Here is a 20937-nt window from a genome sequence, read left to right as displayed (position 1 = left end):
CGGCCTGCCGGGTGCGGCGGCTCCGGTGCCCGCCGCACCCGGCAGGCCGTCAACGGGTGCGCCCGACCCGGCCGGTGAAGGTGGCCCAGGCGGCCGGGGTGAAGGTGAGGGCAGGGCCGGTCGGGTCCTTGCTGTCCCGCACGGCGACGATGCCGGGCAAATTGTCGGCGACCTCGACGCACTCGCCGCCGTTGCCGCCGCTGCGGGTGCTCTTGCGCCAGCGCGCACCGCTCAGATCAGCCATGATGGACCTCCCCAAGAACCTTGTTGATCTGTTGCCTCGATTGTTCCTCGTCGAGGGCATGTGTGAGCAGGCTCGACCAGACCTTCTCGTAGGCGGCGAACTCGCCCGGCCGGTCGAGGTATAGCGCCCCGGTCCACGACTCGCTGTAGACCACCGATGGATCTGGGGTGCTCCGGTTACCGAGCGGAAAGTCGAGCAGGACGAACTCGCCACCGACCGCGCCCCGGTGGGGGCCGGCGATCAGGGGCATGACGCGGATCGAGACGTTGGGTTGCTCGCTGAGCTGAAGCAGCCGCCGGAGTTGGTCCGCCATCGTGGCCGAGCTGTCGACCGGGCGGAGCAGGACCGACTCGCAGAGCACGACCTCGACCTGCGGGGCCTTCGGCAGACGGCGGGTGAGCAGCGATTGCCGCTGCGACCGCAGCTCGACCGCCAGCTCCCGATCTTCCTGGCTCATCTCCGGCTGGTCGATCCGATAGATGCCCAGCGCATAGTCCCGGCTTTGCAGAATGCCCGGCACGAGACTGTTCTTGTAGAAGCGTAGCCTCGACGCGGCGGATTCGAGGCCGACGTACAGCTCGAACCAGTCGGGAATGGCGTCGCCGTACGCGTGCCACCAGCCTTTCGCCCTCGTCTCGCCGGCCAGTGCGATCAGCGCCCGGGTCAGCTCGTTCTTCGCCCGGTACAGCTCGCACATGGCCCGGACGTCGACGCTGCGTGCCGAGCCGAGCCCGCTCTCGATGCGCCACACCTTCTGCCGGCTGCACTCCAGCGCCTCGGCGGCGGCGTCCAGCGTGATCCCGGCCTCGGTGCGCAGGTCACGCAGGGCCCTGCCGAGTCGGCGACGGGGCACCGTCGATCCCATGTCCTCGGCCATCCGGCCTCCTTGTCCGTTGCATTTTGCAACATCCCGACGCTCCATACTGAAACACCGAATGTTGCCGGAGATTAGCGGAACAGTGCGCGGGGGCATTCATTGAGATAGCGCTTCCGACCCTACAAGATGACGATGTCAAAGGCGATGGTCGTGGAATTTCCACGGTTTGCTAATTGCCGTATCGAATGGTCGTCGAGGAGGTGCGCCGTGTGCGCGATTCCCCATCAGGTCCGCCCCGCCGGCACCCACCCGGCGACCCGCCGGTGAGCGGGCGCTGGGTGGCGCACCTGCCGTTCACCGCCGCAGACCTGCCCGCCGCCCACCGGTTCGCGGCAGCGCTGGCCCGTTCGGTGACGTTCCTGTCCCAGGTGGACGCCGGTGAGGCGACCGTCTCCGCCGAGGACGAGCAGTGCGTACGCCATCGGGTCTTCTGTGACCTGCCGCTGCCCGGCGGGCCACGCTGCGTGCGCCGCGTCGACCACGACGGGCCCTGCACGGCCCGGCCGCCCCGGTGACCGGCGCACCCACCGTCGCCTGCCCGGACTGCGACGGCACCATCCCGGCCGGCTGCCACCGGTGCGCGCGGCGGGGCCTACGGCGGGCCCAACTCGTGCTGACCGTGGCCAACCTCGACACCGGCGCGGTCGCATCCCGCGAGGTGCTGCCGGGCACCCTCGAACCCCGTCCGCAGCCGGCGGGTGGCTGGGTGGTCGACCTGACTCCCCGGGTACGCGAACTGGCCGCCGAAGCCGGCGTCGCCGTCACCGTGGACCCGGTGGTCGTACCGGTGCCGACGGGCTGGCGGCCCGACCTGCCGGCGGCCGAGCGGCAGGAGTGGGCGGCGCGGGCCCTCGCCGGGGCGGCCCGGCCGGCGTGGCGGGTGTGGGTGGGCCGGTCGACCGCCCCGCCCCCGGTCGACCCGGCACAGCGGCTGGTCCGGCTCTGCGCGCTGGCCGACCTGCTCCTGCTCGACCTGGTCGTGGAGGCCCGCCGGCACGGCGACACCCTGCGCTGGGCCGTCCGCTACGAGATGCCCGGCTCCCCGGTGCGCGGCCTGCCGTCGGAGCCGGGCTACGCCGACCTGGCGGCAGCCCTGGTCGGCACCGACGTGGCCGACGCGCTGACCGGGCTCGGCGAGCGCGGCCGGCACGCCCCCGCGCGGCTGCTCCGCCCCGACCCGCTGCGGGCGTCGGCCCCGGCGGCGACCATCAGCGTGGCGCGGGTCGCCCGACGGGTGCGCGCCGACTGCGCCGGCCGGGTGGGCGGCGGCCGGCCGCCCGGCGCGCAGGCCGTGTGGCGGGACGGCCGCTGGTGGCACACCGCCCTGCGCCCCGACGCCCCGGCGCACGACGACCCGGTCGGCAGGCCCACCGGCCTGCGCCGCGACCGGCCGCAGCAGCCCGACGGCCCGGGCCGTGGCACGACGCCCCGGCCCGACGGCGTGAGCAGCGACCGGCCGCGTCGGCCCGACGGCGCGCACCGTGGTGGGACGCCGCTGCACCGGGCCGCCGAACCACCGGACCCGCCGTGGCTCGGCGAGCCGGTGCCGTCGCGGCCCTGCCCGACCTGCCGCCCCGCCCGCCGCCCGGTGGCATCGGTGCTGCCCTGCGCCACCTGCGCCGGCACCGGCCGGGTGCACCGGGCCGCCCTGATCACCCTGACCGACCTACGGTGCCGGGTGGTCCACCTCGCGTGGCGGGCCGGCACACCGGAACCCGTGTCGACGGCCAGCGTGAGACCGGGCGGCCGGTCGGTGGTCCGGCTCCCCGACCGCTACCGGCTGGGTGCCTGGGCGACCGTGTTCGGCGTACGCCCGGAGGATCTCGCCGAGGCCGACGGAGGCCACGCCCTCCCGCCGGACGTGCGCGACGGCTACGTCGCCCTGCCCTGGGCCGGCGCGGACCCGGTGGGGGAGCAGGTGGCCGCCGTCGGCCCGGCGCTGCCCGCCGCGCGACTGCTGGTCACCGCCGTACGCCCCGAAGCGCCGCCGCTGGCCGAACTGCTCCGGCTCGCCTACGGTCTGGACCTGGCCCTGCTCGTGAACGTGCTGGACCTGCGACGGCACCCGGTCGCGCCGCTGCGGACGCACGGGGTGCTCTGGTCGGTCGACCTGCGCCCACCGGCCACCCCGGTACGCCCCGACGACCTGCCCGACCGCCCCAGCCTCGCGGCGGCCGTGGCGCACTGTGTGGAGTGTCTCGACGTCACCCTCCCGCAGACCGTGCCGGCCGACCCCCGGACGCCGGTCCCGGTGCCCCGGTCAACGTCCCGCCCACTGCCGCCCGACCCGGTGCCGGGGCTGCGGCGGCTGGCCGCCCGGCATCACGGCCGCCCGCTCAGCGTCCGCTTCACCCGGGCCGGCCGCACCGTCCATGGTCATGACGACGACGGCCCCTGCCTGATCGCCGAGGACGACGACCTGCGCGTTCCCCGATTGACGTGACCTGCCGGGGAACATATGTTCGACGCGTGCCGGAGGGAGTCGGAGCCGACCGGGCCGCCGCCGCGCCGCTGCCTGCCCAGCAGGCCGCCGGCCCGGTGAAGGCCCCTAGGATCAGGCCCATGGACCGGGCGACGGTGGAGCGGGCGGCGCTGGTCGCGCTGCTGCGTCAGCCCGACCTGAGCTGGGCGGACGCCGCCCACGAGGTCCAGGAAACCGGAACCGCGCTCGGCGTGCTCGCGCGGGTGGTGGGCAGGGCGGACACGCTGTTTCCCGACACCCGCACGGTCGACTCGCTCATCGAGTCGGCGGCGGGAGACCTGATGTCCTGGCAGGCTGAGGGCAGCACCGTCCGCGCCTTCTTCGACGAGGACTACCCCGCTCAGCTCCGCGACATCCGGGAGATGCCGCCGCTGTTGTTCGCCCGGGGAGCACTGCGGCCCGACCCACGTGCGATCGCGGTGGTCGGCAGCCGGGAAGCCAGTCGCCGGGGCCTGGAGGTCGCCGAATCGGTGGCCACCTCGCTGGCCCGGCGGGGCGTCACCGTGGTCAGCGGCCTGGCGAAGGGGATCGACACGGCGGCGCACGAGGCGGCGCTCGCAGCGGGCGGGCGCACGGTCGCGGTCATCGGCACCGGCATCCGCCGCCACTATCCCGCCGCGAACCGGTCGCTCCAGGAGCACATCGCCGAGGTGGGCCTGGTGATCAGCCAGTTCTGGCCAGACGCCGCCCCGACGAGGCAGAGCTTCCCGATGCGCAACGCCGTGATGAGCGGCTACGCCGCCGCGACCGTCGTTGTCGAGGCGGGCGAGCACAGCGGAGCCCGCATCCAGGCGCGGCTGGCTCTCCAGCACGGCCGTCCGGTGGTGCTCACCGGTCAGGTGCTGCGACACGACTGGGCGCGCTCGTTCGCCGCCCGGCCCGGGGTCCACGTCGCACACGGCACGGTGGAGCTGATAGAGGCGGTGGACGCCATCCTCGACCGGGTGCCGACCGCCCCCGAGCTGGAGGGCTTTCCTGAGCTCGCCAGCCTCTGACCCCTGGGCCAGGATCCGGGGGTACGTCGAGACCCAGCGGAACTTTCTGCGCAACCCACTGGCCGCCGGGGAACTGATCTGCCCGACCTGCCGAGGGGTTCGCAGCGCCGGCTACGCGTACTGCTACCCATGCCAGGAGCAGCAGACGGAGTCCGGCGGGCTGCTCGCAGATGTGGTCGTGCCGATTTCGTACTCCCCGCGCAGCGGCCAACACCATCACCACCTACGGTCGTACAAGTCCACCCCGGCCTCCGCACAGGCCAGGTGGAACCTGCTGGCACTGCTGCTGCTGTTCCTGAGGGATCATCTCGACTGTGCGTCCGCCGGGATGGGCGGTGCGCCGACCCACGTCGTCGCCGTGCCCAGCACCCGGGGAAAGTCGGGTCCACACCCTCTTCAGCAGCTGGTCGGCGATCGGCTGGGACTGCCCTGGCTGGCCGCCGTGCCGAATCCCCGCTACGGCCCCGACGTCCGGCGGTTCCAGCGCGACTGGTTCACGGTCCGTCTTCCCCACCTCGTAGGTCCCGTTCGACCCCTGGTCCTCGACGACACCTGGACGACTGGTTCCCGGGCGCAGTCGCTCGCACATGCGCTGAAGATTGCCGGTGCCTCGTCGGTGGGTGTCGTGGTGCTCGGCCGGCACGTCAATCCCGAACACGCAGCGTCCCGGCCCCTGCTCAGGGCCATCGAGGAGCCGGTCTTCGACCTAACGGTGTGCGCGATCGGCGGTTGATCGACTCTTTGAGAGCGGTGTAGCGGTGTTCCCGGGTGGGGATACCGCTACACCGCCGACGTGCAGTCAATCAACTCAGCCCGACGATCATCCCGCCCGGCCGGTCACTCCGGGACGCGGCGGTACGCGCCGTCGCTGGCCGAGGTCGCCATCGAGGCGTACGCGCGCAGGGCGGCGGACACCGGGCGTTGCCGGTCGAGCGTGGTGTAGGGCCGGTCCCGCTTCTCCTGCGCCACCCGGCGGGCCTCCAGCACGTCGTCAGGCACGTTCAGCGCGATCGACCGGGCCGGGATGTCGATGACGATCTCGTCGCCGGGCTCGACAAGCGCGATCAGCCCACCGGAGGCCGCCTCGGGGGAGGCGTGCCCGATGGACAGCCCGGAGGTGCCGCCGGAGAACCGGCCGTCGGTGAGCAGCGCACACGACCGGCCCAGCCCGCGCCCCTTGAGGAACGAGGTGGGGTAGAGCATCTCCTGCATGCCGGGCCCGCCCTTGGGGCCCTCGTAGCGGATCACCACGACGTCCCCGGCGACGATCTCCTTGGCGAGGATCGCCGCGACCGCGTCGTCCTGCGACTCGTAGACCTTGGCCGGGCCCCGGAAGGTCAGGCACTCGTCGGGCACCCCGGCGGTCTTGACCACGCAGCCGTCGGGCGCGAGGTTGCCGTGCAGGATGGCCAGCCCACCGTCGGCGCTGTAGGCGTGCGCCCGGTCCCGCACGCACCCCTGCGCGGCGTCGGTGTCCAGGGTGGACCAGCGGTTGGTGGTGGAGAACGGCTCGACGGTGCGCACCCCGCCGGGCGCGGCGTGGAACAGCTCGACCGCCTCCGGGGTGGGGGAGCCGCTCCGGACGTCCCAGTCGGTGAGCCACTGGGCCAGCGAGGGGGAGTGCACGGCGTGCACGTCGCGGTGCAGCAGGCCGGCGCGGTCCAGCTCACCGAGGATGGCCGGGATGCCGCCCGCCCGGTGCACGTCCTCCATGTGGTAGTTCGGCGAGTTCGGGGCGACCTTGGCCAGGCAGGGCACCCGGCGGGAGACGGCGTCGATGTCGGCGACGGTGAAGTCGAGTTCGGCCTCACGGGCGGCGGCGAGCAGGTGCAGGATCGTGTTGGTCGATCCGCCCATCGCCACGTCGAGGGCGACCGCGTTGTCGAACGCCTTGCGGTTGGCGACGTTGCGGGGCAGCACGGAGGCGTCGTCGTGGTCGTACCACCGCTTGGCGATGTCGACGACGGTGCGGCCGGCCTCGACGAAGAGCGACCGGCGTGCGGCGTGGGTGGCCAGCGTCGAGCCGTTGCCGGGCAGGGCCAGGCCGATCGCCTCGGTGAGGCAGTTCATCGAGTTGGCGGTGAACATGCCGGAGCAGGAGCCGCAGGTCGGGCAGGCGGAGCGCTCGATCTCGCCGAGCTGGTCGTCGGTGACGGCCTCGTTGGAGGAGGCGATCATGGCGTCGATCAGGTCGATCTTGGAGTGCACCACGCCCTCGATCGCGACCGTCTTGCCGGCTTCCATCGGGCCGCCGGAGACGAAGACCGTCGGGATGTTGAGCCGCAGCGCGGCCAGCAGCATCCCCGGGGTGATCTTGTCGCAGTTGGAGATGCAGACCAGGGCGTCGGCGCAGTGCGCGTTGACCATGTATTCGACCGCGTCGGCGATCAGCTCCCGGCTGGGCAGCGAGTAGAGCATCCCGCCGTGGCCCATGGCGATGCCGTCGTCCACGGCGATGGTGTTGAACTCGCGCCCCACCCCGCCGGCCTCGGCCACCGCGTCCGCGACCAGGCCACCCATGTCCTTGAGGTGTACGTGGCCGGGGACGAACTGGGTGAAACTGTTCGCGATGGCGACGATCGGCTTACCGAAGTCGTCGTCGGTCATCCCGGTGGCCCGCCAGAGGGCCCGGGCGCCGGCCATCGTCCGACCGTGGGTGGAGGTCCTCGACCGCAGCTCAGGCATGGGTACCAGTCTTGCACCGTCCGGCGGGCGGCAACCACCGCGCGCGCCGTGTCCCAACAGTTGCACACCCGGTACCCCGTGGCCGACGCCGATCCGGCACAGTTGTGGTCGTGCGTTTACCCCCGGGCATGGTCGCCGTGGCGGTGTTGAGTGGCCTGCTGGCCGCCGCCGCCACCGCACTGCTGGCCGATTCGGCCCGGCGTCGCGGCGGGCCGCACCGCCAGGCCCACCTGCTGTTCGCCCTGGCCGCCGCCGTCGCCCTGGCCACCCTGGTCGCCGGCGGCGTCGCGCTGCTCGGCGCGACCGAGCACGGGGCGCACCAGCGCGGGCGGCACCCGGGCTGGGCGTCGGTGATCGCCGGCGGCACCGCGCTGACCGGGCTGGCGTTCTGCGCCGGGCTGCTCCGGCTGCCCGGCGCGATGGTGGCCCGGGCCGCCGCCGCCCGGCTGCTGCTCGACGGGCTGGTCGTGGCCACCTCGATCTGGTTCGTCGGCTGGGTGCTCCTGTCGGAGCCGACCCGCCTGCTCGGGCCGGCAACGCCGAGCGCCTGCCCGGCGATCCTGCTCGCCTCGGTGACCGCGGCGATCACCGCCGGCCTCACCGGCATGGTGGTGGCCCGCGCCGACGGCCCCCGGACCCGCCTGGCCGTGCTCGGCACCGGCATCACCGCGACCGCCACCGGTGGTCTCGTGGTGGCCGCCGGGGTCTGCCAGGGCGGCTCGGCGATGGCGGTGACCGGGATGGCGCTGCTCGCCGTGGGCCTGCTCGCCGGGGCGTTCGCCGTGCACCGGGTCGACGCCCCCGGCCAGGTCGACATCGACCTGATCCGCCGCGACGGGGAGTACGCCTTCATCCCGATGGTCGCGATGGCCGGCTCGGCGATGTACCACCTGATGCAGGGGGGCCGGTTCGACGCGCTGGGCATCGTCGCCGGCAGCCTGGAGGGGTTCGCGCTGGTCACCCGGCAGTACCTCACCCTCAACGACGTGCGCCGCTATGCCGGCCGGCTGGCCGAACGGGAGGCGCATTTTCGTGAACTGGCCCACACCGACCCACTGACCACCCTCGCCAACCGGCGTGGCCTGCTGCGGGAGATGCAGCGCTGCGCCGCCGAGGGGGGCGACTGCGTGCTGCTCGGGCTCGACCTGGACGGTTTCAAGAACGTCAACGACATGCGCGGCCACGACGTCGGCGACATGGTGCTCGCCGAGGTGGGGCGGCGGCTGCGGAGCAACCTGCGCCCCGGTGACCTGGCCGCCCGGCTCGGTGGGGACGAGTTCGCGGTGCTGATGCGGGGCCGCCCGGCCGACGCGGACGTGGTGGCCGAGCGGTTGCTGGGGGTCCTCGGCCGGCCGTACGACCAGGCGGGCGGGGCGGTCTTCCTCTCGGTCAGCATCGGGGTGGCCGGCCAGGGCGGCGACCCGGACGTGGTCGGCCTGCTGCGCCACGCCGACCTGGCCCTGCGCTACGCCAAGCAACGCGGCAAGAACCGCATCGAGCGCTACGACGGCAGCTACGACCGGCTGCTGACCCGGCGAACCCGGCTGGAGCACGAGATGCGCGGCGCGATCGAGCGCGACGAGTTGCGGCTGGCCTTCCAGCCGGTGGCCTCGCTGCCCTCGGTCCGGCCGGTGGGCGCCGAGGCCCTGCTGCGCTGGCACCACCCCGAGCTGGGCAACATCCGGCCGGACGAGTTCATCCCGCTGGCCGAGGAGTGCGGGATGATCGCCAAGCTGGGAGCCTGGGTGCTGCACCAGGCGTGCTGGCAGCTGTCCCGGTGGCTCGCCGACGGCCACGACGTCTGGGTCTCGGTCAACGTCTCCCCGCGCGAGCTGCACGCCCCGGAGTACGTGGTGCAGGTCGCCGAGGCGCTGCGCGCCCACCACGTACCGCCGCAGCGACTGGTGCTGGAGGTCACCGAGCACGCCGTCGCCACCGACCTCGACGAGCTGATCCGTCGGCTGACCGCGCTGCGGCTGACCGGGGTACGCATCGCGCTGGACGACTTCGGGGCGGGCTACTCGTCGCTGGGGCAGCTACGCCGGTTGCCGATCGACATCCTCAAGATCGACCACAGTCTGGTCGCCGAACACGAGCCGGTCCGTCCGGTGGGGCGGGACGGGCCGGCCTTCGCCCCGATGGTCGACATCGTCATGCGGCTGGGGCACCAGCTGGGCATGGAGGTGATCGCCGAGGGGGTCACCACCCCGACGGAGCTGGCCGCAGTGGTCGCCGCCGGGTGCCGGTTCGGCCAGGGGGCGCTCTTCGGCTGGGGGGTGCCGGCCGAGCACCTGGAGGCGATGCTGGAGGCGGCCACCTCGCCGGGGGCCCGCCCCGCGTCGGCCCCGCCGGCCCCGCCGCCCGCCCCGCGTCGACCCACCCCCTCGCCGCTGCTGCCCCGGCTGCGATCCCACCCACCGGCGACGCCGCCGGTGCCCGCACCACGCCCCGCGTACGAGGAGTCCGCGCAGGCCGGGCCGGTTGACGAGACCCCCACCGGGGACGGCGTCCCCCGTTCGTGAACCAACATGTGGGATCAGTTGACTCATCGCGTGAGATGCGTCAGGCTTGGCCCATGTCGTCGAACCGGTCGCTGCGAGTACTTACCTGAGCGCACTCTCCTGCTGTCGAGAGTGCGCTGGCCCCGTGCATCTGCACGAGGGCCGTTTTTATTGCCGTCGGAACCACCGGGGCGCGTAGTCGCCCCTGTCGCACCTGCCGTAGCAGCTCCACCCAACTCCAGCCGAAGGCCTGAACCGCCATGACGAGACCCACGCCAGAGACCCTCGCCCACTCCGCCCGGCGGGCCCGCACCGTCACCGAGCCGGCCGGCGACGCCGACCCCACCACCACGCCGCGAGGCACCGCCGCCGCGGCCACCCCGGCCGTACGGCCGTCCGGGCCGGTCCCGGTCTCCGGCGCCGGTTCACTGGTGCGGTCGCTGGAGGCCCTCGGCGTCGACGTCGTCTTCGGCATCCCCGGCGGCGCGATCCTGCCCGCCTACGACCCGCTCTACGACTCGTCGGTGCGGCACATCCTGGTCCGGCACGAGCAGGGCGCCGGGCACGCCGCCACCGGCTACGCGCAGGCCACCGGCCGGGTCGGCGTCTGCATCGCCACCTCCGGGCCGGGCGCGACGAACCTGGTCACCCCGATCGCCGACGCCTACATGGACTCCGTCCCGATCGTCGCGATCACCGGCCAGGTGGCCCGGCCGTCGATCGGCACCGACGCCTTCCAGGAGGCGGACATCCAGGGCATCACCCTGCCGATCACCAAGCACAACTTCCTGGTGCAGACCGCCGAGGAGATCCCGCAGGTCCTCGCCGAGGCGTTCCACCTGGCCGCCACCGGGCGTCCGGGGCCGGTGCTGGTGGACATCCCCAAGGACGTCCTCCAGGCGGCGACGACCTTCTCCTGGCCGCCGACGCTGGACCTGCCCGGTTACCGGCCGACCCTGCACCCGCACGGCAAGCAGATCCGCGAGGCGGCCCGGCTGATGAGCGGCGCCCGCCGGCCGGTGCTCTACGTCGGCGGCGGGGTGCTCAAGGCCGGCGCGACCGAGGCGCTGCGCCAGCTCGCCGAGCTGACCGGCATCCCGGTGGTGACCACGCTGATGGCGTTGGGCGCGTTCCCCGACTCGCACCGCCAGCACCTGGGGATGCCCGGCATGCACGGCACCGTCGCCGCGGTCTACGGCCTGCAGAAGGCCGACCTGATCGTGGCGCTGGGGGCCCGGTTCGACGACCGGGTGACCGGCCAGCTCGACTCGTTCGCCCCGGACGCGACGGTGGTGCACGCCGACATCGACCCGGCCGAGATCGGCAAGAACCGGCACGCCGACGTCCCGATCGTGGGCGACGCCAAGCACGTCATCGAGGAGCTGATCGCGGCGGTGACGACCGACCAGAAGGCCGGCCGCCGCACCGACCTCGGCGACTGGTGGCACCAGCTCGACGACCTGCGCGAGCGTTACCCGCTGGGCTACGACGAGCCCGCCGACGGCACCCTGTCCCCGCAGTACGTGATCAAGCGGCTGGGCGAGATCGCCGGTCCGGACGCGATCTACGTGGCGGGGGTCGGCCAGCACCAGATGTGGGCCAGCCAGTTCATCTCGTACGAGAAGCCGGGCACCTGGCTCAACTCCGGCGGCCTCGGCACCATGGGGTACGCCGTCCCGGCGGCGATGGGCGCCAAGGTCGGCCGGCCGGACACGGTGGTCTGGGCGGTGGACGGCGACGGCTGCTTCCAGATGACCAACCAGGAGCTGGCCACCTGTGCCCTGGAGGGCATCCCGGTCAAGATCGCCGTGATCAACAACGGCAACCTGGGCATGGTCCGGCAGTGGCAGACCCTGTTCTACGAGGGGCGCTACTCCAACACGGAGCTGGGCACCCACAAGCACCGCATCCCGGATTTCGTCAAGCTGGCCGAGGCGCTCGGCTGCATCGGCCTACGCTGCGAGAACGCCGCCGACGTCGACAAGACGATCGAGGCGGCGATGGCGATCACCGACGCCCCGGTGGTCATCGACTTCACGGTCGGCAAGGACGCGATGGTCTGGCCGATGGTCGCCGCCGGCACCAGCAACGACGAGATCATGTTCGCCCGGGGTGTCCGCCCGGCGTTCGACGAGGACGACATCTGAGATGAGTGCCCGAATCCCCGGGACCGTGCGGTGGCACGGCCCGACCGAGCGAAGCGAGACGGCGGCATGACCCTGCACACCCTGTCCGTGCTGGTGGAGAACAAGCCCGGTGTCCTGGCCCGGGTCTCCGGCCTGTTCTCCCGGCGCGGGTTCAACATCGACAGCCTGGCCGTCGGTGAGACCGAGAACCCCGACGTCTCCCGGATCACCATCGTGGTCAACGCCGACTCGTCGCCGCTGGAGCAGGTCACCAAGCAGCTCAACAAGCTGGTCAACGTACTCAAGATCGTCGAGTTGGACCCGCAGGTCTCGGTGGCCCGGGAACTGCTGCTGGTCAAGGTGCGCGCGGACCGCGCGGCCCGCGCGCAGGTGCTGGAGACGGTTGCCCTGTTCCGGGCCCGGGTGGTCGACGTGGCACCGGACACCCTCACCGTCGAGGCCACCGGCACCCCCGACAAGCTCGACGCGCTGCTGCGCGACCTGGAGCCGTTCGGGATCAAGGAGATGGTCCAGTCGGGCACGGTGGCGATCGGGCGCGGCTCGCGGTCGATCACCGCCGGCCCCTCGTTGCGCGCGGCCTGACCGCGCGCCCACCCGCCACCGCACACAGTCCACGACGGTCCGACGAGACCGCCGTACGAAAGGGAAGTCAATGAGCGTTGAGGTGTACTACGACGACGACGCCGACCTGGGCCTGATCCAGGGCCGCAAGGTCGCCGTGATCGGGTACGGCAGCCAGGGCCACGCCCACGCGTTGTCGCTGCGCGACTCCGGTGTCGACGTGGTGATCGGCCTGCCGGCGGGCTCCAAGAGCCGGCCCAAGGCCGAGGAGCAGGGCCTGCGGGTGCTCACCCCGGCCGAGGCGTCGGCCGAGGCCGACGTGATCATGATTCTGGCGCCGGACACCGCCCAGCGGTCCATCTACGCCGAGTCGATCGCCCCCAACCTCGCCCCCGGCAAGGCCGTCTTCTTCGGTCACGGCTTCAACATCCGCTACGGCCTGATCACCCCGCCGGCCGACGTGGACGTGGCGATGGTCGCCCCGAAGGGCCCCGGCCACCTGGTCCGCCGCCAGTACGTCGACGGCAAGGGCGTGCCCTGCCTGGTCGCCGTCGAGCAGGACGCCAGCGGCAACGCCTTCCCGCTCGCCCTGGCGTACGCCAAGGGCATCGGCGGCACCCGGGCCGGCGCCATCAAGACCACCTTCACCGAGGAGACCGAGACCGACCTCTTCGGCGAGCAGGCGGTCCTCTGCGGCGGCGCGGCGGCCCTGGTGCAGACCGGTTTCGAGGTGCTCACCGAGGCCGGCTACGCCCCCGAGGTGGCCTACTTCGAGTGCCTGCACGAGCTGAAGCTCATCGTCGACCTCATGTACGAGGGCGGCATCGCCCGGATGCGCTACAGCATCTCCGACACCGCCGAGTACGGCGACCTCTCCCGGGGCCCGCGTGTCGTCGACTCCCGGGTCAAGGAGGAGATGCGCAAGATCCTCGGCGAGATCCAGTCCGGCGAGTTCGCCCGCGAGTGGGTGGCCGAGGACGAGGCCGGCCGGCCGAACTTCGCCAAGTGGCGTGCCGAGGGCGCGGCGCACCCGATCGAGGAGACCGGTCAGAAGCTGCGTTCGATGATGAGCTGGGTGGACCGCCCGCTCACCGAGACCGCCTGACCCGCACCCGCCCCGCACCGGGGATCGTCCGGTCTCCGGGTGGTCCCCGGGCGGTCTCCGGGTGGTCCCGGGTGTCGCTGGCCGTCTCTGGCCGTCCCCGGCGGGCCGGCCGGCTGGGGTCGTCCCGGTCGCCGATCCGGCCGGTGCGGCCAGGGCCTCCAGCGGCGCTGAGCGGCCGGTGGGCTGAGGTGCCGTGGCTGAGGCTCCGACGGTGCGGGGTTTCCGGTGGGCTGAGCCTTCGACGGCGTCGAACTTGCGGTGGGGCCGCTGGGGGCCGTCGACTCCGCCGGGTGTGTCGCAGGCTGGCTATGTTGTCGAGTGAAGCGTTATGACTGGGTGGCATATTTATGCCGCCCAGTCATAACGCTTTCTGGGTAAACAGAGTCGAGTGGCCGCCGCCGCCACCACTGTCGTTGCTGCCGCCGCGACCGTCGTTGCCACCCCGCCACCGACGCGTGCTGCCCGGGTGACGTCGCCCGCGCCGCCGTGCGCCGTGTGTAGTGCCGGGTTCACCTGGCGGGATGGGGTGAGCGACGCCTCATCGGGCCGAATCGGGCGGCATTACGCGCTCCGGGCCGGATGAACGGGGGATGACAGGCGTGCGACAACGCTGTGTGAGGGCCCTCACCCCGCAGACCGGGACATGCCGACCGGGGTGCCCCCTACGATCCTTGGTGAGGTGCGTGACCGGCACCTGACGGCCATGGCACGGATCGGCGCAGGGCGCATCGCGGCGCCCGGTCGCCCCGGCCGACCTAAAATACGACGTCTACGAGGACCGATGAATCCTGTCGTACTGATCGCCGAAGAACTCGCCCCCGCCGCCATCGAGGTGCTCGCGCACGACTTCGACGTGCGCCACGTCGACGGCACCGACCGCCCGGCCCTGCTCTCCGCGCTGGCCGAGGCCGACGCGGTGATCGTGCGCAGTGCCACGCAGATCGACGCCGAGGCGATCTCCGCCGCGCCGCGCCTGAAGGTGGTCGCCCGGGCCGGCGTCGGGCTGGACAACGTCGAGGTTCCGGCCGCCACCGCGCGGGGCGTCATGGTCGTCAACGCTCCCACCTCCAACATCGTCTCCGCCGCCGAGCAGGCCGTCGCGTTGCTGCTCGCCGTCGCACGTAACACCGCGAGCGCCAGCGCCGCGCTCAAGGCCGGCGAGTGGAAGCGGTCGAAGTACACCGGCGTCGAGTTGCAGGGCAAGACCGTCGGCGTGGTCGGCCTCGGCCGCATCGGCGTGCTCTTCGCGTCCCGCATCGCCGCCTTCGGCACCCGGCTGATCGCGTACGACCCCTACATCCAGCCGGCCCGCGCCGCCCAGCTCGGCGTCCGCCTGGTGGGGCTGGAGGAGCTGCTGCGGGAGGCCGACTTCATCTCGATCCACCTGCCCAAGACCCCGGAGACGGTCGGCCTGATCGGCGAGAAGGAGCTGGCGATCGTCAAGCCGGGCGTCCGGATCGTCAACGCCGCCCGGGGCGGGCTGGTCGACGAGCAGGCGCTGGCCGACGCGATCGCCGAAGGTCGGGTCGCCGGCGCCGGCGTCGACGTGTACGCCAAGGAGCCGTGCACCTCGTCCCCGCTGTTCGCCTTCGACAACGTGGTGGCCACCCCGCACCTGGGCGCGTCCACCCACGAGGCGCAGGACAAGGCCGGCCTGGCCGTGGCCAAGAGCGTCAAGCTGGCGTTGCAGGGCGAGTTCGTGCCGGACGCGGTGAACGTGCAGGCCGGTGGCGTCGTCGCCGAGGACGTCCGGCCGCTGCTGCCGCTGGCCGAGAAGCTGGGCCGGGCGTTCACCGCCGTGGCCGGCGGGGTGGCCGCCAGCGTCACCGTCGAGGTGCGCGGCGAGATCGTCAACCACGACGTGTCGGTGCTCAAGCTCGCCGCCACCAAGGGGCTGTTCAGCTCGGTGGTCGAGGAGCAGGTCACCTACGTCAACGCGCCGCACCTGGCCGCCGAGCGGGGCGTCGAGGTGGCCCTGGTCACCCAGGCCGAGACGGCGGACCACCCGAACCTGGTCACCATCCGGGGTGCGCTGCCCGACGGCCGTACGGTCAGCGTCTCCGGCACGGTCGCCCACGCCGGTGCCCGGGACGTCCTCAAGCTGACCGAGGTCGACGGGTTCGACGTGGAGATCGGCGCCGAGGGCATCCTGCTCTTCCTGCGCTACGCCGACCGGCCGGGCGTGGTCGGCACCGTCGGCACGCTGCTCGGTGAGGCCGGCATCAACATCGCCGCGATGCAGGTGGCCCGCCGGGAGGCCGGCGGTGAGACCCTGATGACCCTCACCGTCGACCAGGCGCTCGGCGCGGACCTGCTCACCTCCGCGGCCGACTCGATCGGCGCGACCGCCGCCAGCGCGGCGGACCTGCGCGACGAGTAGTCGCACCCGCACGCAGGCGCAGGGCCCGGCCACCCGGCCGGGCCCTGCGCCGTCCACACCCGACGGACTGCCGCGCGGGATCGAGCCGGTGCGGGTGCGCCGGGTCGCGGCAGGAGCGGGCGTCGGGTCAGCGGGTGACGCGGGAGGGTGGCGGGTAGACCGAGCCGTCCTGCGGGTCGAAGAGCATCAGGTCGTACTCGCCGGCCAACCGCTCGATGTCGAGCAGCACCTGGTCGTCGCAGGTCGGGACGAGGTGCAACGCCACATGGTCGGACGCCGCGTGCAACGGCGAGACCTCCCACGGGGTGCCCTGGTGGGCGGGCCGGTCGGGGTAGGACGCGGTGAGGGCCCGGTAGAAGCCCACCACCCGGGGGTCCGGATACCGCTCGCCGTGCTGCCCTTCGCGGCACCGCCGCACCGCCGCCCGGACGTCCTCGGGCGTGGCCCCGTCGTGGAGGGCCCACACGCTCAGATCGAAACTCACGGCGGACAGCGTGCCATCACGCGCTCCTGCGGGCGACACTGACCCGCCGTGATTCCCGCAGGTGGTTCGAGTGTCCGGAGGACACGGTCCGCTGTGGAGACTCTTGCGTCGAGTTGCGTCGATTCGCTAGCGTATCGGAGCGGTCACCGGCAGCGTTGGACGTCGACCCGTCTTCGGGTGACGAGGCCGAACGTCCGGCCGGCCGGCCTGCACCCCTCGAATGCGCGAGCCACGCGCACTCGTCGCTGACCGGCCCCCACGGTCGTTGCCGAGACCGTGGGGGCCGATCGCCGGCCCGTCGACCGCGCCACCCCATGGACCCCCTCCACAGGTCGGCCGACGCGCCGCGGCACCGCTCAGCGGCGCCGGTGGGCGAAGAGAGCCTGATATGCCGAGTCGGTGCGGAACCACGCCAGCCCCACCGGCCCGGCCGCGTACAACGCGGTCGCGTAGGCGTCGGCGACGGCGAGGTCCGGCCCGACGACGGTCGCGGCGACCAACTGCCGGGCCGACTCACCGGTGTGCGGGTCGACGACGTGCCCCTGCCGGCCGGTCACCCCGGAGGTGCCCACCGCGCCGGCCGTCATCTCCAGCACCAGCGGGGCCCGTCGACCGTCGGTCGGGTGGTGCACCGCCACCCGCCACGGGCCGCCGTGCGCGGCGTGGCCGCGTACCGTCAGGTCGGCGCCGGAGAGCACCGCGTAGTCGGTGATGCCGGCGGCGCGTAACCGGGCCGCGGCCCGCTCCACCGCCCAACCGTTGAGCAGGCCGCCGGGGTCGAAGCCGCCGGGCACGGCCCAGGCGTCGAACCAGCCGTCGGTGGCGGCCCGCATGGCCGCACAGCGGTCCACCAGGTCGGTCAGCGGCGGGTACGACTCGGGGCTGATCTCGCCGCGCCGCAGCCGGGAGACCAGGCTCTCCGGCCGGTTCGGCCCGTAGGTGAGGTCGATGGCCCGTAGCTCGGCGACGGCGTCGCGCAGCGCGTCACCGACCACCCGCCGGCCCAGGTCCTCGGGGGCGTTGAGCAGGAGCGAGTATTCGGCGGTGCCGGTCCGGACGGCGTGCTGCACGGCGATCCGGCCGCCGGACGCTTCACCGGCCCGGTCGAGGCGGTGGCTGCGGGTGCCCAGGCGCAGGTCGGGGCGGCGGCGGGAGAATGTCGCCTGGTCCACCCAGCGGGTGCGCGGTTGCTCGTCCAGTCGGCCTGGCCCCCGCTGCTGCTCGGTCCGCATCACACTGCTCCTTCACCGACGGTGCCGCGGCGTCGCGACCGGTCCGTCCCGGGCCCCACGACCCGTCCTGCACCGACCCTAGGCAGTGGAGATGACCGCACCATGAATGCTGGCTGGGAGCCTGCTGAGCATTTCGCCCTCCCAGATAATGGAAGGCTCGTACCGGGAACCGGGACGGGGACGTACCGTTCACCCCAGCGGACGAGGTGAGGAGCGGCAGGTGGCACGGATCGCGGTGGTGGCCGGGGACGGGATCGGACCCGAGGTGGTCGCGCAGGCCCTCAAGGTCCTCGACGCCGTGCTCCCCGGGGTCGAGGCGACGCAGTACGACCTCGGCGCGGCGCGCTACCACCGCACGGGCGAGGTGCTGCCCGACTCGGTGCTGACCGAGTTGGCCGGCCACGACGCCATCCTGCTCGGCGCGGTGGGCGACCCCACCGTGCCGCCGGGCGTGCTGGAGCGCGGCCTGCTGCTGAAGCTCCGCTTCGCCTTCGACCAGTACGTCAACCTGCGCCCGTCCCGGCTCTGGCCCGGCGTGCCCGGCCCGCTGGTCAACGTCAAGCCGGGTGAGGTCGACCTGGTCGTCGTCCGGGAGGGCACCGAGGGCCTCTACGCCGGTGCCGGCGGCAGCCTGCACCGGGACACCCCGGCCGAGGTGGCCACGGAGGAGAGCCTGAACACCCGACACGGGGTGGAACGGGTCATCCGGGACGCCTTCGCCCGCGCCGCCCGCCGGGAGCGGCGCAAGGTCACCCTGGTGCACAAGACCAACGTGCTGACCCACGCCGGCTCGCTGTGGGCGCGGGCGTTCGCGGCCGTCGCCGCCGAGCACCCCGACGTCGCCACCGAGTACCAGCACGTCGACGCGGCCGCCATGTTCCTGGTCACCCAGCCCCAGCGCTACGACGTGGTGGTCACCGACAACCTGTTCGGCGACATCCTCACCGATATCGCCGCCGCGGTCACCGGGGGGATCGGCCTGGCGGCCAGTGGCTGCATCAACCCCACCGGGGCGTACCCGTCGATGTTCGAGCCGGTGCACGGCTCGGCGCCGGACATCGCCGGCAAGGGGGTCGCCGACCCGGTGGCCGCCGTGCTCTCCGCCGCGCTCCTGCTCGACCAGTTGGGTCACGCCGACGCCGCCGCCCGGGTGACCGACGCGGTCGCCGCCGAGCTGGTCGCCCGGACCCCGGGTGTGGCGTTGCGGACCGACGAGGTGGGGGACCGGCTCGCCGCGCACGCGGTGGCCTGATCCCGCCGGTAGCGGCCCTATCCACTGAACGACCGTTCGGGGTAGGTTTCTGGACAGCAGCTCGGTGCGTGGTTCCCGCGTGCCGTCAACCCGCAGGGAGGTCAGCGCGATGAGCGGTGGTGACATGCTCGATTTCGAGATCCGTCCGAATCCCGCGCCGGTATCCGCCGCCGAACGGGCCGCCCTGCTGGTCGACCCCGGCTTCGGCCGGGTCTTCACCGACCACATGGTCACCATCCGGTACGCCGACGGCAAGGGCTGGTACGACCCCCGGGTCGAGGCCCGCGCGCCGATCCCGATGGACCCGGCCACCGCCGTCCTGCACTACGCGCAGGAGATCTTCGAGGGGCTGAAGGCCTACCGGACGGCTGACGGCTCGATCACCATGTTCCGCCCGGAGGCCAACGCGGCCCGGTTCATCGCCTCCGCCCGGCGGCTGGCCATGCCGGAGCTGCCGGCGGAGCTGTTCGTCGAGTCACTGCGCAAGCTGGTCGAGATCGACCGGGACTGGATCCCCGAGGGCGCCGACACCAGCCTCTACCTGCGGCCGTTCATGTTCGCCAGCGAGGCCTTCCTCGGTGTCCGCCCGGCCAACGAATACCTCTACTGCGTCATCGCCTCGCCGGCCGGCGGGTACTTCGCCGGTGGGGTCAAGCCGGTCACTCTGTGGGTCTCCCCGGACTACACCCGGGCGGCCCCCGGCGGCACCGGCGCGGCCAAGTGCGGCGGCAACTACGCCGCGTCGCTGTCCGCCCAGGCGGAGGCGATCGAGGCCGGGTGCGACCAGGTGGTCTTCCTGGACGCGGTGGAGCGCCGCTACGTCGAGGAACTCGGCGGCATGAACGTCTTCTTCGTCTATGACGACAACACCCTGGTCACCCCGCCGTTGACCGGCACGATCCTGCCGGGCATCACCCGGGACGCGCTGCTCGACCTGGCCGCCGCGTCCGGGCACCGGGTCGTCGAACGCCGGGTGAGCTTCGACGAGTGGCAGGCCGACGCCGAGAGCGGCCGGCTGAGTGAGGTCTTCGCCTGCGGCACCGCCGCGGTGATCACCCCGGTCGCCCGGGTGCGGCACCCCGGCGGCGAGTTCGTGATCGGCGGCGGTGAGCCGGGCCGGTCCACCTCGGCGCTGCGGGAGCAGTTGGTGGCGGTCCAGCGCGGCGACGCCCCCGACCCGCACGGCTGGGTGACGCACCTGAGCTGACCGGCGGCCCCCCGAGGGGGTCACTGCGGCGTGGGCGGCTCCAGCAGGTGGTCGCGCAGGGCGGCGAGCTGGGCGTCGGTGACGCCGGCGTGGCGCAGGTAGTCCTCGACCGAGCCGTGCCGTCGGCGCAGCTCGACGAGGAAGAGCGACATCGCTTCGGCGGGGGAGCCCAGGAAGGGCGCGGGCGGTGCTTCGGCCTCCGGCATGGACGCCGCCAGCCAGGCGCTGAACCGCTGGGACGCCTCGCTGCTCAGCGCGTAGTCCTCGGCGATGCGGTCGTCGTCGACGCCGAGCACCGCCAGGGTCAACGCGCAGACGATGCCGGTGCGGTCCTTGCCCGCCACACAGTGCACCAGGACGGGGGCGTTGGCGCTGTCGGCGATCAGGCCGACGGCTTCGGCCAGCCCGGCGGTGCCGGTCTCGGCGAGGTCGGCGTAGCGGTCGGCGAGGTAGCGGGCCAGGCTGGACTCCGGCTCGTGGCGGGTCAGCGCCCAGTCGGCGTGTTCGGGGTGGATGTGCCGGTAGGCCAGGCCGTCCAGGTCGGGCACCCGGCCGTCCCGGTCCACCTCGGTCGGGCGGCGCAGGTCGATCACGGTGCGGATGCCGAGGGCGCTGAACGCCTCCCGGTCGGTGCCGTCGATGCGGTGTGGGGAGTCCGACCGGTAGAGGCGCCCCCAGCGGACGGTCCGGGCGTCGTGGCCGGGATAGCCGCCGACGTCGCGGAAGTTGAACATCGCGGAGAACGGGATACGGCGGCTGTCCTCGGTGGGGTTCACCCGGACACG

At 73.0% G+C, this 20937-nt stretch carries 17 protein-coding genes; 11 read left to right on the top strand and 6 right to left on the bottom strand.

The window, feature by feature from the left end; genetic code table 11:
* Positions 1 to 49 precede the first annotated feature (49 nt).
* Positions 50 to 244 (bottom strand): DUF397 domain-containing protein, encoded by a 195-nt coding sequence (locus AB0K25_RS14300; protein ID WP_363820446.1) that lies wholly within the window; start codon positions 242 to 244, stop codon positions 50 to 52.
* Positions 237 to 1121, bottom strand: coding sequence for a helix-turn-helix transcriptional regulator (locus tag AB0K25_RS14295; RefSeq protein WP_363820444.1), 885 nt, complete (start codon positions 1119 to 1121; stop codon positions 237 to 239). Before AB0K25_RS14295 ends, AB0K25_RS14300 begins: the two co-directional genes overlap by 8 nt.
* A 263-nt stretch (positions 1122 to 1384) precedes the next feature.
* Between AB0K25_RS14295 and AB0K25_RS14290 the strand changes: the two genes are divergently transcribed.
* From AB0K25_RS14290 to AB0K25_RS14275, 4 genes are all read left to right on the top strand, one after another.
* Positions 1385 to 1636 carry a hypothetical protein gene (locus AB0K25_RS14290; RefSeq protein WP_363820442.1) on the top strand — a complete coding sequence of 84 codons (252 nt, stop codon included), beginning with the start codon at positions 1385 to 1387 and terminating at the stop codon, positions 1634 to 1636.
* Positions 1633 to 3564, top strand: a complete 1932-nt coding sequence (locus tag AB0K25_RS14285) for a hypothetical protein (protein WP_363820440.1) — start codon at positions 1633 to 1635, stop codon at positions 3562 to 3564. Before AB0K25_RS14290 ends, AB0K25_RS14285 begins: the two co-directional genes overlap by 4 nt.
* A 119-nt stretch (positions 3565 to 3683) precedes the next feature.
* Positions 3684 to 4598: a DNA-processing protein DprA gene (locus tag AB0K25_RS14280; RefSeq protein ID WP_363820437.1), complete on the top strand. Its 915-nt coding sequence runs from the start codon at positions 3684 to 3686 to the stop codon at positions 4596 to 4598.
* Between the two features lie 178 nt (positions 4599 to 4776).
* Entirely contained in the window at positions 4777 to 5331 is a 555-nt protein-coding gene (locus tag AB0K25_RS14275) for a phosphoribosyltransferase (protein ID WP_363820435.1), read from the top strand.
* 104 nt (positions 5332 to 5435) lie between these two features.
* On the opposite strand, the gene ilvD is transcribed toward AB0K25_RS14275, so the two are convergent.
* Complete coding sequence (gene ilvD, locus AB0K25_RS14270) at positions 5436 to 7283, bottom strand: dihydroxy-acid dehydratase (RefSeq protein ID WP_219468095.1); 1848 nt, start codon at positions 7281 to 7283, stop codon at positions 5436 to 5438.
* Between the two features lie 110 nt (positions 7284 to 7393).
* Here ilvD and AB0K25_RS14265 point away from each other — a divergent pair, with 110 nt between their 5' ends.
* The 5 genes from AB0K25_RS14265 to serA all read left to right on the top strand — a co-directional run bounded on the left by AB0K25_RS14265 (position 7394) and on the right by serA (position 15977).
* The gene (locus tag AB0K25_RS14265; RefSeq protein WP_357534646.1) at positions 7394 to 9805 is read left to right on the top strand and encodes a bifunctional diguanylate cyclase/phosphodiesterase; all 2412 of its coding nucleotides are present in this window, start codon (positions 7394 to 7396) and stop codon (positions 9803 to 9805) included.
* Between the two features lie 239 nt (positions 9806 to 10044).
* On the top strand, positions 10045 to 11931 hold the full coding sequence (locus AB0K25_RS14260) for an acetolactate synthase large subunit (protein ID WP_219468102.1): 1887 nt from the start codon (positions 10045 to 10047) through the stop codon (positions 11929 to 11931).
* A gap of 66 nt (positions 11932 to 11997) precedes the next feature.
* The gene (ilvN, locus tag AB0K25_RS14255) at positions 11998 to 12513 is read left to right on the top strand and encodes an acetolactate synthase small subunit (protein ID WP_208567278.1); all 516 of its coding nucleotides are present in this window, start codon (positions 11998 to 12000) and stop codon (positions 12511 to 12513) included.
* Between the two features lie 70 nt (positions 12514 to 12583).
* Positions 12584 to 13597, top strand: a complete 1014-nt coding sequence (gene ilvC / locus AB0K25_RS14250) for a ketol-acid reductoisomerase (protein WP_219468105.1) — start codon at positions 12584 to 12586, stop codon at positions 13595 to 13597.
* Positions 13598 to 14378: 781 nt separating this feature from the next.
* On the top strand, positions 14379 to 15977 hold the full coding sequence (serA, locus tag AB0K25_RS14245; RefSeq protein ID WP_208567276.1) for a phosphoglycerate dehydrogenase: 1599 nt from the start codon (positions 14379 to 14381) through the stop codon (positions 15975 to 15977).
* 127 nt (positions 15978 to 16104) lie between these two features.
* Here the strand turns inward: serA and AB0K25_RS14240 are convergent, their stop codons facing one another.
* Both AB0K25_RS14240 and AB0K25_RS14235 read right to left on the bottom strand, forming a co-directional pair.
* Positions 16105 to 16461 (bottom strand): hypothetical protein, encoded by a 357-nt coding sequence (locus AB0K25_RS14240; RefSeq protein ID WP_219468109.1) that lies wholly within the window; start codon positions 16459 to 16461, stop codon positions 16105 to 16107.
* 356 nt (positions 16462 to 16817) lie between these two features.
* A complete protein-coding gene (locus AB0K25_RS14235; RefSeq protein ID WP_219468113.1) occupies positions 16818 to 17693 on the bottom strand; it encodes an FAD:protein FMN transferase in 876 nt (291 codons plus the stop codon).
* Positions 17694 to 17913: 220 nt separating this feature from the next.
* Here AB0K25_RS14235 and AB0K25_RS14230 point away from each other — a divergent pair, with 220 nt between their 5' ends.
* Together AB0K25_RS14230 and AB0K25_RS14225 are read left to right on the top strand one after the other, a co-directional pair.
* Complete coding sequence (locus tag AB0K25_RS14230; RefSeq protein ID WP_219468116.1) at positions 17914 to 18945, top strand: 3-isopropylmalate dehydrogenase; 1032 nt, start codon at positions 17914 to 17916, stop codon at positions 18943 to 18945.
* Between the two features lie 109 nt (positions 18946 to 19054).
* Positions 19055 to 20152, top strand: coding sequence for a branched-chain amino acid aminotransferase (locus AB0K25_RS14225; protein WP_219468119.1), 1098 nt, complete (start codon positions 19055 to 19057; stop codon positions 20150 to 20152).
* Positions 20153 to 20172: 20 nt separating this feature from the next.
* Here the strand turns inward: AB0K25_RS14225 and AB0K25_RS14220 are convergent, their stop codons facing one another.
* Complete coding sequence (locus tag AB0K25_RS14220; RefSeq protein WP_357534642.1) at positions 20173 to 20928, bottom strand: tyrosine-protein phosphatase; 756 nt, start codon at positions 20926 to 20928, stop codon at positions 20173 to 20175.
* Positions 20929 to 20937: the final 9 nt, after the last annotated feature.

It is taken from the genome of Micromonospora sp. NPDC049257, assembly GCF_040678915.1.
GTDB classification, from domain to species: Bacteria; Actinomycetota; Actinomycetes; order Mycobacteriales; family Micromonosporaceae; genus Micromonospora; species Micromonospora antibiotica.
This window is presented reverse-complemented; position numbering and strand designations above follow the sequence as displayed.

What these genes read in the sequence shown, in the direction of transcription:
- AB0K25_RS14300 (WP_363820446.1), bottom strand. Translation starts at nt 244, where the DNA reads ATGGCTGATCTGAGCGGTGCGCGCTGGCGCAAGAGCACCCGCAGCGGC.
- AB0K25_RS14295 (WP_363820444.1), bottom strand. Translation starts at nt 1,121, where the DNA reads ATGGCCGAGGACATGGGATCGACGGTGCCCCGTCGCCGACTCGGCAGG.
- AB0K25_RS14280 (WP_363820437.1), top strand. Translation starts at nt 3,684, where the DNA reads ATGGACCGGGCGACGGTGGAGCGGGCGGCGCTGGTCGCGCTGCTGCGT.
- ilvD (WP_219468095.1), bottom strand. Translation starts at nt 7,283, where the DNA reads ATGCCTGAGCTGCGGTCGAGGACCTCCACCCACGGTCGGACGATGGCC.
- AB0K25_RS14260 (WP_219468102.1), top strand. Translation starts at nt 10,045, where the DNA reads ATGACGAGACCCACGCCAGAGACCCTCGCCCACTCCGCCCGGCGGGCC.
- ilvN (WP_208567278.1), top strand. Translation starts at nt 11,998, where the DNA reads ATGACCCTGCACACCCTGTCCGTGCTGGTGGAGAACAAGCCCGGTGTC.
- ilvC (WP_219468105.1), top strand. Translation starts at nt 12,584, where the DNA reads ATGAGCGTTGAGGTGTACTACGACGACGACGCCGACCTGGGCCTGATC.
- serA (WP_208567276.1), top strand. Translation starts at nt 14,379, where the DNA reads ATGAATCCTGTCGTACTGATCGCCGAAGAACTCGCCCCCGCCGCCATC.
- AB0K25_RS14235 (WP_219468113.1), bottom strand. Translation starts at nt 17,693, where the DNA reads ATGCGGACCGAGCAGCAGCGGGGGCCAGGCCGACTGGACGAGCAACCG.
- AB0K25_RS14225 (WP_219468119.1), top strand. Translation starts at nt 19,055, where the DNA reads ATGAGCGGTGGTGACATGCTCGATTTCGAGATCCGTCCGAATCCCGCG.